The organism is Anabaenopsis elenkinii CCIBt3563, from assembly GCF_015245355.1.
Lineage (GTDB): Bacteria > Cyanobacteriota > Cyanobacteriia > Cyanobacteriales > Nostocaceae > Anabaenopsis > Anabaenopsis elenkinii.
This window is the reverse complement of sequence record NZ_CP063311.1, coordinates 1,492,506-1,505,335: the sequence shown is the minus strand read 5'-3', so window position 1 is coordinate 1,505,335 and position 12,830 is coordinate 1,492,506. Positions and strand designations below refer to the sequence as shown.

The window sequence follows — 12,830 nt, the reverse complement described above, 5'->3', positions numbered from 1 at the left end:
GTTATTATGTATTTGTATTTCCACCATTTTTAAAGTAAATAAAGTACACACATTAAGATTATAAATCTTGTGGGGTGGGCATCTTACCCGCCCTTTTCTAAATTAGTGAGGCGATCGCATTAGGGTTAATTTTGCCCAATCCTAGGTTTTAGGGGCGATCGTGGTTTCAACTTCCCTCAACCACCGAGATCAGTTCCCTGAGTGTAGTCGAAGGAATACAAGGGATACCCAACCACCATTAGGGGTTTTTTCCACTTTAATTCCGGTGCTAAATTCGTGAATTGGAATCATTAGCCGTTGGGTTGATTTGTTGTATTTAATTGTTTTTCTATTGCTGGTTTTAATTGGTTATATGTTGCGCGCCCATTATCTATAATGCCATCGGCTGTTAGTCCTTGATTTTTTTCTTGATACTCATATATAGCTTTGACTAATTGAATTTTAGTTGCTGGTTTTGTGGTATTTCCTTCAGGGTCTATATCTGAGAAATTCCAATCAGAGGGTAACAAAAGAGCCTGTCGTAATACCCGGTTTTTTTCCTCCTCGTCAGATATGTTTAATTCACTCATGAGATTATTTAACGCCGTCATTGTTCTATTAAATTTGGCATCTTTAAGGGCTATTGTAATGTGTTCTGGTAAAGGTGTTGGTGGTGTTGTATTATCGGGCGGTGTAGTTTGTACTTCTGTAGTAACCGTTTGATCGGGTGGGTTGTTATTATCCTGACTTCGAGACGATGTGATTCTTGTAAAATTTGGATAAATTAATAATGTATAACCCAATAGGATAATCACGGTTACAGCACACAAACCGATAACCAATTCAAGACGATCGCTTATCAAACCATTTGCTGAATCTACTGATTTTTCAAGAATATTTTTTTTCTTATAAATTCTTATACCCAATAAACTTAGTTTTTTTCCGGGATAGTCTTTCTTAACTTCTGAAAAGACATTAACAGGAACTTGACCATTACTTACCTGATAAAAGTAGGCAGATAATTCATATTCTTTCAGTAACTCAAATAATTTTGCCAGAGGTTTGTAAGTAGGTACTTTGTAGTAATAGTCTGAACGAGAATGTAAAGAACTAATTAACTCTTGCCACATCTCCTGGGGAAAATTCAACCCCTCAAATTTTGATTGATCAAAATTTGATTTTTGACTAATTAATTCTAAATCATCGGCAACATCATGAAGAACCTGACTACGACAAACATCCCACACCCTATCTTTAATAAATAACCAATGTATGGACTCTGGGGAAATTTTCTCTTTGAGTAACTCCGGAATAAGTAATTTAATTCCCGCTGTTAACCTGTCCTTAACACCTGTATTTAATTTCTCTGTGGGGAAATACTGACGGATAGCAACTTGAAACTGCAAAGAGGTACTTTCCGCCTCACTGGGTTGTTTACCAGACTGGACATTTAACCATTTGAGAAACTCTGGTAAAGTCTCAGGGATGACTATGGCGCGCAGAGTCATCAGTCGGACTAAGGGAAGGCTATAGTTTTTTTGAGTAATGGCTGCGGTTGCGCCCTGAGCATCAAATAAAGCCGCCCAATATTGGGGGGTAATTTGTTGATTATCAAGTTCCTTGACAATAACTTGCACCGCATCGGGTTTGACTTGGGAACTGTTAATTAAAGCGCGAATAGCTGACTTCAGCGCCGCTTCGTCTATAAATACTGTTGGTAATGACCGGGGAAGTTTACTAATCTGTCTTTCTAAATTCTCATAAGCTTGTGGGGAAGCGGGTTGGATAATCTGAAAGCTGTGGGGTTTTTCCAGTGCTTCTACGTTAAAAGCCCAGGAAATGGGTTGAGTTTTATCCAGATTATGTTTCTTAATGGCTAGGGTGTGGATCGTTGTTAAATTATACTGATGTGCTTCTAATAACGTGGGCTTTGTCGGTACTAGTTCTATATAGTTAGCCGTGGGGTCTAGGTCAGGTGGATGAACCGAGTCTGGGTCAAAATATGCATATTGCCCTATATATTTACTATCAAGGGGGTTAAATGTGGGTTTTCCCTGACTTTCCCACCAAGCTAGGAGATAGCGCAGGTGATTGGCTCCGGGAGTCAAGAAATAACGATATACAGATAAACTGCGCCCTTTTTCATCCCTAGCTCGTGTAACTACAGCTATGACCGCCCAAGGGTCTTCCCCTGTCCCCACTACTCGCCCAATGATGGCGGGTTGCTCCGTAGAAGCTCCTTCGGCGAGGGCAAATTCTTGGTTAGCAATGGAACGCTCTACAGAGTAGGGAATGGGGTTTAGGGTGGCGTTGATATATTTACCCAGAAACCCTAGGGATACCCAACCACCGTTAGGGGTTCTTTCTACTTGAATACCGGTGCTAAATTCGTGAATTGGAATCATAATTTCACCCTTTATCTAATTCTTGATGTCTGTCACCTGTACACAACCAATAAATGGGAGCCACTAAACCAAAGGGTCGCCACAGTTTGGGATTTTTAATCACTGCGGTCACCCCATCCCGACCACGTTTTAAAACTTGTACATTAGGTTCAGGATATCTACTCCCCAACATCCCAAAGGCGGAGGCGGTGAAGTAGTCTACTTTACCGCTTCCTAGTTGTTCCCAGGTTTTCAATTTGCGGCAGATTTGGGGAAACCGGGCTTGGGCTAAAAATCCTGGTTTATGGCGGTTTACCCACAGTTCCGACTGTTCACATTTGTTTAAAACTAGGGCTATGCTCCTGGTGCTTATGTTGATATCTGTGCGGTCTAGGGAAGTTAAAAATTTATCTAACCCGTTGGCATATTCACCATCTTTGGCGCGGCTATTACCATCGACTAAAAATATAATCCCCGTAGCTTGGGAACAGTCTTCTAAATACTGTTCTAGTAGGGGGTCGCCGCTGCGCTGGAGCAGGTCACTAAAAAACTCTCCCGCATAGTCTTTACAACTGATGTTGAGAGTTACTAGGTTAGAACCGCTCATCTGGGGGTAGCGGCGGGAAAATTGCTTTTTGAGGGTAATACTCAGGGTGTAGTCTGGTAGCTGGGCTGCATCACCTGTTAATGTGGTAGCTTCTAGTTCTAAGCCTTGTTCGAGAATGTTTTGGGCTTGACTGATCAGTTCTTCCCCAGACTCCCCAATGGCGGTCACCGTTTGTACTGGGCTTGTGGGGTCTGCATTGGGCCATCTTGCTAATGATGCCATATATCCGGTTTTACCGGAACCGCGATCGCCTATGACCCGAATCACGGCGTTACTTTGTTGGGGTTCTGAGTTAGCTTTAGCAAACCAATTACGCATCATTCCCTAATTTCCTCCCTGTACTTAACCAATAGAGAGGGGCCACTAGGTTATAAGGTCGCCATTTTTGAGCATCTCTTAAAACAGCCAGTTTACCGTCGGTTCCCCATTCTTGGGTGCGATTGGGTCGGGGGTCTTTACGTCCTAACACCCCAAAGGTAGATATGGCATAAAAGCCGAGATTTTGGGCGGGGATATTCTGTTGTAATATATGTGTGGTTCTGGGTAAATGCACGTTAAATAAATCGGTGTGGGGGTCAAGACGACCGGGCCATAGTTCCCCCCGTTCACATTTACTCATGGCTATTGCTAACCGTAAATTACTAGTCCGTTCGTATTTATCCATTAATTCAATAAACCGTTGTACAATCCGACTGTAAGAGCCATCGGTTCCCGATTGCCAATGGGTGAGTAAGATTAAACAGCCGTTAACATCCGGGGTTAAACATTCCTCAATAAATTCTTGATGTAAAGGGTTGGATGAGCCAAACTCTAAATCCTCAAAAATTTCTCCGGGGTAGTCCCGAGCGACTAAATTTATCTGTTCTTGTTGTTTCTGAAACCGGCGTTTAAGTTCTATATTGAATGAATAGGAGGGTAAATCATAGATATTTGTGACTTCAGAACTTGTAGGCTCAACGGATGCGCCTTGACTAATAATATTTTCTGCTTTATCTGCTAAGTTTCTGGTGTCGTCATTGACCGCTTGCACCTTCAAGTTTTGATATTCTTTGAGGGCCCTTAATGGTTGGTAAGCTAAGGCCGCCAGATAAGTAGTTTTCCCTGACCCTTTAGGGCCAATTACCCGAATGTTTCCCATATTGATACTTCTACTATTTAGCTAAAAAACTACCCATATAAATCCACGGTAGTTCTAGGACTGACCGATTATGGATGGAGGTAATAAAGCAGCGGACTGACACCCGCTCTAGACTTTGATTAATCTGCTGGAGTTGGCTTTGAATAGGTCGGAAATACCGCTGGACAACGTGTATATGGCGTTGTTGCCAATTCATTTGGGTGCCGTTAGGGCTATAGCTGAGTTTTTTGGCTTCTTGTGGCAAATTACAAAATAAGTCGGCTTTATTTAAGCAAATCACTAAATGTCTGAGTTTAGGACATTCATAGCGAAAGAAGTCTACCCAGCGGTCAAAGCGATGACACCACTGCTCTTGAGTCATAAATTCATCTGCATTTACCCCCGTGTTGAAGGTCATTCCCCGATGTGGTGGCAGAATCAGAAAAATTCCCTCACTTTCACTCATTGTGTGTAAAATTTTCTGCCATTCCATTTGATTATCACATTGCCAACTTTTTCGCCATACCTCTCCTGGCGTATCTATCCAGTCTACTGAGACTGATTTACTACCAGTTGGTAATCTGACTTCCACATCTAGGGGGCGGTTGTATATGGGTTGCTGTAGGTCTGTGGGTCTGGTTCCTCCTTGTTCATCCATTAAAATCCCTTGCAAACTTTGATAATCCTGACTGGTGACTTTGACATATTCAGTTTTGGGGTTGGATAGCTCCAAAGCTAAATGTGTCTTCCCCGCAGCGCGATCGCCTATATATACTACTCCCACATTTATGGCCTTATACTGATAAAAATAAGTGTATCCTATTTGGTGATAGTTGCGATCGAGGGGAGTGGGGGAGATGGGGGTAAAACGATATTTGATACATCATTTAAAATAGTTATTTTGTGTAAACAAAGTCTTTAAATAAGTTATATGCTGAATAGGGGGCGTATATAAAAAATTAAAATTCCCGGGTAAAATCCTGAATAGGGGTGGTTTTGCAGTTTTGTCATCCCCTCTAACCCTCCTGTCTTGCTATGTAAAAATTTACTGCTCAGAAAAATCAACTATGGGTAAGAAAAACAATTTAATTTTAGTATTTCTCTTCCTCAATGGTATACTTGCTACAGGGACGGCCTACGCTTGGAATAAAATCACCTACCTGCCGCACTGGTACAATCACAACAGTGGTGAGTCGGTGAGTCTCCAGGAGGGTGAGCCAAATTTGCTAAAAGTGAAACTGGACACAGGGAAGGGGGTAAGCCACGGGGAAAATAACCAGGTGAATATTTCCCTGAATGAAACAGAATTAACTGCGTTAATGACTCAAAGACTAGCCCAAACCCCGAAAACTGCGCAAGTATTACAGGCCACCAAAGGTATTAAAGCGAGTATTAAAGGAGAACAGGTAAGCGGAGGAATGGTAGTTCAACCATCCCAGTTACCAGACCGGGCGCGGCACATGGTGCTACAGTTATTACCCATGGTGGGCGATCGCCCTATTTATATCAGTGTGAATGGTAGCCCAACAGTCCAAAATGGGCGAATATTCCTCAGTGATAATACTCAAGTTAACCTGGGGAGTGTGAGCCTATCTTTAGCAGAGATTACCAGGTTAACAGGGCTAAGTAAATCGGCAATTAACCAGCAAGTGAACTTAGCGGTGTCGGAGGCGGGGTTGAGTGTAGACAGTATTGAGTTGGTCAATGGTGAACTGATGTTGCGAGGAACCAAGACTAAATTAACCGCCCAAGATATCAAGAACCTTGTTGATAGATAGTTAAATCCCTTAGAGGTTATTTGGAAAGAATTAAACAGGTAATTTTTAAAACATCCTCTTAGGGAACACCGAACAGGGAACACCGAACAGGGAAGGATTGGGGAACGCACAAAAAACAATAAAATCCAGTTCCCTCCCCTTACAAGGGGAGGGTTAGGGTGGGGTCAAACAATAGTTGATACACTAATTAAATCCCATGACTTTTACCAATTACCCAACTACGGCGGAAAAACCGAGCTAAAGCAGGTTCATCTAAAGATAAATAAATTGGGCGACCGTGGGGACAGGTGCGGGGGTTACGGGTTTGTTGCCATTGGTCTAGTAATCCTTGCATTTGCTCTAAACTCATGGGTGTACCATTGCGAATAGCAGTGCGACAGGCGACTGCTACTTGGGCTGTTTTGAGGTCACCCCCCCAACTTAATTCTAAAACTGCTTCGGTGCGGTCTTCTCGGTGTTGTAACAGTGCGGGTATGCTGCGAATTGCCCAAATTTGGTCGCCAAAGGGTTCTATATCTATACCAATAGTTTGTAGTTGTGATACTTGGGCGGCGGAGAGTTGATACATAATGATGGCGGGTTCAATGGGTACTAGTTCCCAGCGATCGCAGATTTGCTCATATAACACACGCTCATGGGCGATGTGTTGTTCTACTAACCACATACCATGGGGATGTTCGACAACAATATAGGTATTATTCAACTGGGCGATCGCTTTTAAAGGGATCGGTGTATTATGGTCTTTATCGGTAGTTGGGGCGTTAACGTTGTAACCGCCTTTGGCTTCTGCAGCTTTGAGTAATTGACTGACCCGTGTATTATGATAAGACTCTGACATCTGAGCGGAACTGATGCGCAGGGCTTGGTCAATTCCCTGGGTAATTTGTTCTTGCCAATAAGGGATATTATGCAAGTATATTTCATGTTTCGCCGGGTGACGATTCCAGTTAATTTGTTCTGGGGAAACGGTGAGATTTAACAGACAAACAGGATAGCGATCGCGTGGTAATGTTTTCTGAAATGCGGATAAAATGCTTTGCTCTAACTCTGGGGAGTTAACCATGCGCCGGTTAATTCCCACCCGCACCCAATCGGGACGATGGCGGTGACATCTATCTGGTAAACCTACTACTACAGCTAATGCAGAGTTGGCAAAGTCAGATAATTCTATTTTTAGCTCTTGTAGGTCACTATGTTGTACTTGGGGGAGAATTTGCGGTAATAGTTTCCCTGTGGTAGCTGCGGGAGAAATAGTAAACCATTGGCGGTCATTGTGCCAAACTTGCCAAGTTACATGGGGATGACACAGGGCGATTTGTTGAATTACTCGTTGTACTGCTCTAGTTTGCTGGGCGGGTATAGGTAAACTCTCCCGACGCAAGACACAATTACCAAACAGTTCAGACACGGTGACCACTGTACCAGGGGCGATGGCCGTGGCTGCTAATTTTACAGGTTGACCATCATGACCATAAATAGCTCGCCAACCGATATTTGCTCCCGGTGGACGGCTGAAAATTTCTAAATCTGCTACAGAGGTTAAACTGTGTAAGGCTTCACCCCTAAACCCCAAACTGTTGATTTTCCATAAATCCTCCGGGGAGCGAATTTTACTGGTACTGTGTGGTAGGGCGGCTTGTTGCAAATCATCTGCGTCCATTCCGCAACCGTTATCTGCGACCCGTACCCGCCACTGCTCCGGCCATAGGCAAATTATAATCCTAGTTGCGCCGGCGTCTAGGGAATTTTCTACCAGTTCCCGCACCACTGCGCCTAGGGAGTCGATCACTTCTCCGGCAGTAATTAGAGATACAATTTCTGTTGATAGGGTTTGAATAGTAGATACCATAAGTTACAGTTTAAACCAAGACGTGACCACTGTTTGACTTCTCCCTTGGTTGAAACACAAGGGATTCTAAACTGATGTCGCTACGCGGTCTGAAGACACGCTACGCAACGTTTACGATATGATTTATTTAACCTAATAAACAAGTCATATCGTTGTGGCACAGTCAAAGATGCCCTACCCACCTCGGCTAAACATAAACCTAGCTGTGTGGTTACTTTTCTTAAAATATTTGCTGCAGCTTGAGCATCTGCGGAGATTAATAATCCTTTAGCAGATTGGTATAATCCACGCTTGACCCTTTTACCTGACGGTTTCCATCCTGCGGGTTTTTCACCATGCGTGTAGAGGCTATCGTCATCCAGGTAAGACGCTTTTGATGTATACGCTTCTTCCGTTAATGTCACAATAATTCCATATTCATTAGCCAATTCCTTTAATCTTTGAATCAATCTCCCTGTAGGGATGGGGACAAAGTTTTGATTATTTACCTCACCCTCGCTGAAGCGGAAGGGTTCTCACCCTTCCACTATATTTTCGATAGAATAGGCATTTTTCTTCACAGTTCTACAGAATTTTTGATTCATTGTAAAGAAACTCAGGTTTTCTGAATATTCTTGGTAGATTGCTGGTGAGACAACAGAGCGAGAAATGCTTATGAACAGTGACTTATCCAGTGAGGTTCATGATCTGAAGTTTCGTTTAGAATGGGGACAACCAGGGTTTACTATCATAGATGTGCGCGATCGCCACACTTACAATCAAAGTCGCATCACCGGTGCAATCCCCATTCCCTTAAATGAACTAGTAGAACGGGCTAAATCTACACTGCACAAGGATCGCCATATTTATATCTATGGCAATGAAGATACCCAGGCTGGCTATGCAGTACAATTACTGCGCGCAGCTGGGTTTACTAATGTGATTCATATTCATGGCGGTTTATCAGCTTGGATAACCGTAGGAGGCGCTATAGAGGGGATAGCTGCTTAAGATTGATTTGAGATTGATTTGAGATTGATTTGGAGTTTTGATATTCGTCTAAATCTCTGCGTATTTCCTCGTTTCTCCCATGTCATCTCTACTAGTTTAAACCTTGGCTGGGGAAGTCAACCCCACCCTATTTTGAGAGGGTTTTAATACTTTATCCAGTAACAATGTGGGCGGGTGATTGTAGGGCCAAGCAAAAGCATGGCGGAAAGCCGCATTTTGGCAGGTTTGCAACTGCTCAAAGTTAATTATATCATATGTTAGCAAGTTTTCATACTCAAAGGGTAAGCGCATATTATGCAACCCGGCGTTATCTGTACAGATGGCGATATCTACCCCCGCAGCAAAGCAACGGTCAAAAACTAATTTGAGTTGACGTATATCTTCTAATGTCCCAGTTTTGAGGTAAGTTGTGGGACATACTTCTAAACACTGTCCCCGTTGAGCTATCTCCTTTAATAGTTCGGGAAACAATAGGGGGATTTGGATACCGTGACCTATGCGCATGAGGTAGGGTAGTAGTTCGGGGTGACAACCGTCTCTAGTTTCGTAAAGGTGTCCGGTGGTGTTTAACCCCTGCGATCGCCCATAATCATATAAACTCACCCATTCTGCCATGCGTTCATGATAGTAGCGATCGCCCCCAGCCACATCGATAGCACAAACATATTGTTTATTTTGCACTGCTAGGTCAACAATTGCCTGATTCACCTCATAGGGTAAGCGGGTGTGCATACAGAGGATTTGGCTAGTGACAATAGGATATTCTGGTAAATGGCTGGCTTTTCCCACCACTTCCACAATTTCCGCCATTTTATCAATTCTGGCGGTTTGGCTGAGGTGTTCTGGTGTACGTAAATATGGGGTATAGCGCAGTTCTAAATAAGCTAAATTCTCAAATACATAAGCCCCCCGCAGTAGGCGATAAATAAAGTAGGGTAAGGTTTCTACTGTTTGCACACTTTCTACTAAGGTGTGTAATTCTAGATATTCATCTAAGGTGTTCCGGGGACGGGTGTAAAATTCTTCAAATTCCCCATACTCAGCAAACTGAGCAATGGAATCTTGACCATGGCGCTCAAAGTACCGCCATAAGACACGGGGAACAACCGAACCGCCCAGGTGTCTATGTAATTCAGCATATAAGGCCATAAGAGCTTTTTTGTAAATATGAATTTTACTAATTGTAACAAAAGCTCCAAAAAAAGAAAGCCTACCCCCCAGAATTACCATCTGTGAGGGCGATCGCCCTAATTAGTCAGCTAAGAGGATGTTTGATAAGTTTTCAACAGGTAATTTTTATCTTAGGGAACAGGGAACAGGGAACAGGGATTGGTGAACACGGTTCGACTTCGCTCACCGACCGCATAAAAAACAATCAAATCCAGTTCCCTCCCCTTACAAGGGGAGGGTTAGGGTGGGGTCAAACAATAGTTGATACACTAATTAAATCCCATGACTTTTACCAATTACCCAACTACGGCGGAAAAACCGAGCTAAAGCAGGTTCATCTAAAGATAAATAAATTGGGCGACCGTGGGGACAGGTGCGGGGGTTACGGGTTTGTTGCCATTGGTCTAGTAATCCTTGCATTTGCTCTAAACTCATGGGTGTACCATTGCGAATAGCAGTGCGACAGGCGACTGCTACTTGGGCTGTTTTGAGGTCACCCCCCCAACTTAATTCTAAAACTGCTTCGGTGCGGTCTTCTCGGTGTTGTAACAGTGCGGGTATGCTGCGAATTGCCCAAATTTGGTCGCCAAAGGGTTCTATATCTATACCAATAGTTTGTAGTTGTGATACTTGGGCGGCGGAGAGTTGATACATAATGATGGCGGGTTCAATGGGTACTAGTTCCCAGCGATCGCAGATTTGCTCATATAACACACGCTCATGGGCGATGTGTTGTTCTACTAACCACATACCATGGGGATGTTCGACAACAATATAGGTATTATTCAACTGGGCGATCGCTTTTAAAGGGATCGGTGTATTATGGTCTTTATCGGTAGTTGGGGCGTTAACGTTGTAACCGCCTTTGGCTTCTGCAGCTTTGAGTAATTGACTGACCCGTGTATTATGATAAGACTCTGACATCTGAGCGGAACTGATGCGCAGGGCTTGGTCAATTCCCTGGGTAATTTGTTCTTGCCAATAAGGGATATTATGCAAGTATATTTCATGTTTCGCCGGGTGACGATTCCAGTTAATTTGTTCTGGGGAAACGGTGAGATTTAACAGACAAACAGGATAGCGATCGCGTGGTAATGTTTTCTGAAATGCGGATAAAATGCTTTGCTCTAACTCTGGGGAGTTAACCATGCGCCGGTTAATTCCCACCCGCACCCAATCGGGACGATGGCGGTGACATCTATCTGGTAAACCTACTACTACAGCTAATGCAGAGTTGGCAAAGTCAGATAATTCTATTTTTAGCTCTTGTAGGTCACTATGTTGTACTTGGGGGAGAATTTGCGGTAATAGTTTCCCTGTGGTAGCTGCGGGAGAAATAGTAAACCATTGGCGGTCATTGTGCCAAACTTGCCAAGTTACATGGGGATGACACAGGGCGATTTGTTGAATTACTCGTTGTACTGCTCTAGTTTGCTGGGCGGGTATAGGTAAACTCTCCCGACGCAAGACACAATTACCAAACAGTTCAGACACGGTGACCACTGTACCAGGGGCGATGGCCGTGGCTGCTAATTTTACAGGTTGACCATCATGACCATAAATAGCTCGCCAACCGATATTTGCTCCCGGTGGACGGCTGAAAATTTCTAAATCTGCTACAGAGGTTAAACTGTGTAAGGCTTCACCCCTAAACCCCAAACTGTTGATTTTCCATAAATCCTCCGGGGAGCGAATTTTACTGGTACTGTGTGGTAGGGCGGCTTGTTGCAAATCATCTGCGTCCATTCCGCAACCGTTATCTGCGACCCGTACCCGCCACTGCTCCGGCCATAGGCAAATTATAATCCTAGTTGCGCCGGCGTCTAGGGAATTTTCTACCAGTTCCCGCACCACTGCGCCTAGGGAGTCGATCACTTCTCCGGCAGTAATTAGAGATACAATTTCTGTTGATAGGGTTTGAATAGTAGATACCATAAGTTACAGTTTAAACCAAGACGTGACCACTGTTTGACTTCTCCCTTGGTTGAAACACAAGGGATTCTAAACTGATGTCGCTACGCGGTCTGAAGACACGCTACGCAACGTTTACGATATGATTTATTTAACCTAATAAACAAGTCATATCGTTGTGGCACAGTCAAAGATGCCCTACCCACCTCGGCTAAACATAAACCTAGCTGTGTGGTTACTTTTCTTAAAATATTTGCTGCAGCTTGAGCATCTGCGGAGATTAATAATCCTTTAGCAGATTGGTATAATCCACGCTTGACCCTTTTACCTGACGGTTTCCATCCTGCGGGTTTTTCACCATGCGTGTAGAGGCTATCGTCATCCAGGTAAGACGCTTTTGATGTATACGCTTCTTCCGTTAATGTCACAATAATTCCATATTCATTAGCCAATTCCTTTAATCTTTGAATCAATCTCCCTGTAGGGATGGGGACAAAGTTTTGATTATTTACCTCACCCTCGCTGAAGCGGAAGGGTTCTCACCCTTCCACTATATTTTCGATAGAATAGGCATTTTTCTTCACAGTTCTACAGAATTTTTGATTCATTGTAAAGAAACTCAGGTTTTCTGAATATTCTTGGTAGATTGCTGGTGAGACAACAGAGCGAGAAATGCTTATGAACAGTGACTTATCCAGTGAGGTTCATGATCTGAAGTTTCGTTTAGAATGGGGACAACCAGGGTTTACTATCATAGATGTGCGCGATCGCCACACTTACAATCAAAGTCGCATCACCGGTGCAATCCCCATTCCCTTAAATGAACTAGTAGAACGGGCTAAATCTACACTGCACAAGGATCGCCATATTTATATCTATGGCAATGAAGATACCCAGGCTGGCTATGCAGTACAATTACTGCGCGCAGCTGGGTTTACTAATGTGATTCATATTCATGGCGGTTTATCAGCTTGGATAACCGTAGGAGGCGCTATAGAGGGGATAGCTGCTTAAGATTGATTTGAGATTGATTTGAGATTGATTT

12 protein-coding genes are annotated in these 12,830 nt (G+C 43.5%); 3 read left to right on the top strand and 9 right to left on the bottom strand.

What is annotated here, in order from left to right; translation table 11 throughout:
• Window positions 1-290 precede the first annotated feature (290 nt).
• The 4 genes from IM676_RS06810 to IM676_RS06795 are packed head-to-tail and all read right to left on the bottom strand — an operon-like array spanning window position 291 to window position 4,871.
• Window positions 291-2,384, bottom strand: coding sequence for a hypothetical protein (locus IM676_RS06810; protein ID WP_200989507.1), 2,094 nt, complete (start codon window positions 2,382-2,384; stop codon window positions 291-293).
• A 4-nt stretch (window positions 2,385-2,388) separates the two neighbouring features.
• Window positions 2,389-3,291: a hypothetical protein gene (locus tag IM676_RS06805; protein WP_200989506.1), complete on the bottom strand. Its 903-nt coding sequence runs from the start codon at window positions 3,289-3,291 to the stop codon at window positions 2,389-2,391.
• Window positions 3,281-4,108, bottom strand: coding sequence for a TRAFAC clade GTPase domain-containing protein (locus IM676_RS06800; RefSeq protein ID WP_200989505.1), 828 nt, complete (start codon window positions 4,106-4,108; stop codon window positions 3,281-3,283). The genes IM676_RS06805 and IM676_RS06800 overlap by 11 nt, the downstream gene beginning before the upstream one ends.
• Window positions 4,109-4,121: 13 nt before the next feature.
• On the bottom strand, window positions 4,122-4,871 hold the full coding sequence (locus tag IM676_RS06795) for a hypothetical protein (RefSeq protein WP_200989504.1): 750 nt from the start codon (window positions 4,869-4,871) through the stop codon (window positions 4,122-4,124).
• 283 nt (window positions 4,872-5,154) lie between these two features.
• Here IM676_RS06795 and IM676_RS06790 point away from each other — a divergent pair, with 283 nt between their 5' ends.
• Window positions 5,155-5,865 carry a hypothetical protein gene (locus IM676_RS06790; protein WP_200989503.1) on the top strand — a complete coding sequence of 237 codons (711 nt, stop codon included), beginning with the start codon at window positions 5,155-5,157 and terminating at the stop codon, window positions 5,863-5,865.
• 187 nt (window positions 5,866-6,052) lie between these two features.
• On the opposite strand, the gene mutL (IM676_RS06785) is transcribed toward IM676_RS06790, so the two are convergent.
• Together mutL (IM676_RS06785) and IM676_RS06780 are read right to left on the bottom strand one after the other, a co-directional pair.
• Window positions 6,053-7,714 carry a DNA mismatch repair endonuclease MutL gene (mutL, locus tag IM676_RS06785; RefSeq protein WP_200989502.1) on the bottom strand — a complete coding sequence of 554 codons (1,662 nt, stop codon included), beginning with the start codon at window positions 7,712-7,714 and terminating at the stop codon, window positions 6,053-6,055.
• Between the two features lie 80 nt (window positions 7,715-7,794).
• The gene (locus IM676_RS06780) at window positions 7,795-8,163 is read right to left on the bottom strand and encodes a hypothetical protein (RefSeq protein WP_200989501.1); all 369 of its coding nucleotides are present in this window, start codon (window positions 8,161-8,163) and stop codon (window positions 7,795-7,797) included.
• 205 nt (window positions 8,164-8,368) lie between these two features.
• Between IM676_RS06780 and IM676_RS06775 the strand changes: the two genes are divergently transcribed.
• Window positions 8,369-8,704 (top strand): rhodanese-like domain-containing protein, encoded by a 336-nt coding sequence (locus IM676_RS06775; protein ID WP_200989500.1) that lies wholly within the window; start codon window positions 8,369-8,371, stop codon window positions 8,702-8,704.
• A 96-nt stretch (window positions 8,705-8,800) separates the two neighbouring features.
• On the opposite strand, the gene IM676_RS06770 is transcribed toward IM676_RS06775, so the two are convergent.
• The 3 genes from IM676_RS06770 to IM676_RS06760 form a co-directional block, all read right to left on the bottom strand.
• Complete coding sequence (locus IM676_RS06770; protein WP_200989499.1) at window positions 8,801-9,853, bottom strand: adenosine deaminase; 1,053 nt, start codon at window positions 9,851-9,853, stop codon at window positions 8,801-8,803.
• Window positions 9,854-10,147: 294 nt separating this feature from the next.
• The gene (gene mutL, locus IM676_RS06765) at window positions 10,148-11,809 is read right to left on the bottom strand and encodes a DNA mismatch repair endonuclease MutL (protein ID WP_200989502.1); all 1,662 of its coding nucleotides are present in this window, start codon (window positions 11,807-11,809) and stop codon (window positions 10,148-10,150) included.
• 80 nt (window positions 11,810-11,889) lie between these two features.
• A complete protein-coding gene (locus tag IM676_RS06760) occupies window positions 11,890-12,258 on the bottom strand; it encodes a hypothetical protein (protein ID WP_200989501.1) in 369 nt (122 codons plus the stop codon).
• A gap of 205 nt (window positions 12,259-12,463) precedes the next feature.
• Here IM676_RS06760 and IM676_RS06755 point away from each other — a divergent pair, with 205 nt between their 5' ends.
• Window positions 12,464-12,799 (top strand): rhodanese-like domain-containing protein, encoded by a 336-nt coding sequence (locus IM676_RS06755; protein ID WP_200989500.1) that lies wholly within the window; start codon window positions 12,464-12,466, stop codon window positions 12,797-12,799.
• The last annotated feature ends 31 nt before the right edge of the window (window positions 12,800-12,830 follow it).

Excerpts from the sequence above, each read along its gene's own strand:
- mutL (WP_200989502.1), bottom strand. The coding sequence starts at position 11,809 with ATGGTATCTACTATTCAAACCCTATCAACAGAAATTGTATCTCTAATT.
- IM676_RS06775 (WP_200989500.1), top strand. The coding sequence starts at position 8,369 with ATGAACAGTGACTTATCCAGTGAGGTTCATGATCTGAAGTTTCGTTTA.
- IM676_RS06755 (WP_200989500.1), top strand. The coding sequence starts at position 12,464 with ATGAACAGTGACTTATCCAGTGAGGTTCATGATCTGAAGTTTCGTTTA.
- IM676_RS06810 (WP_200989507.1), bottom strand. The coding sequence starts at position 2,384 with ATGATTCCAATTCACGAATTTAGCACCGGTATTCAAGTAGAAAGAACC.
- IM676_RS06770 (WP_200989499.1), bottom strand. The coding sequence starts at position 9,853 with ATGGCCTTATATGCTGAATTACATAGACACCTGGGCGGTTCGGTTGTT.
- IM676_RS06805 (WP_200989506.1), bottom strand. The coding sequence starts at position 3,291 with ATGATGCGTAATTGGTTTGCTAAAGCTAACTCAGAACCCCAACAAAGT.
- IM676_RS06790 (WP_200989503.1), top strand. The coding sequence starts at position 5,155 with ATGGGTAAGAAAAACAATTTAATTTTAGTATTTCTCTTCCTCAATGGT.
- mutL (WP_200989502.1), bottom strand. The coding sequence starts at position 7,714 with ATGGTATCTACTATTCAAACCCTATCAACAGAAATTGTATCTCTAATT.
- IM676_RS06800 (WP_200989505.1), bottom strand. The coding sequence starts at position 4,108 with ATGGGAAACATTCGGGTAATTGGCCCTAAAGGGTCAGGGAAAACTACT.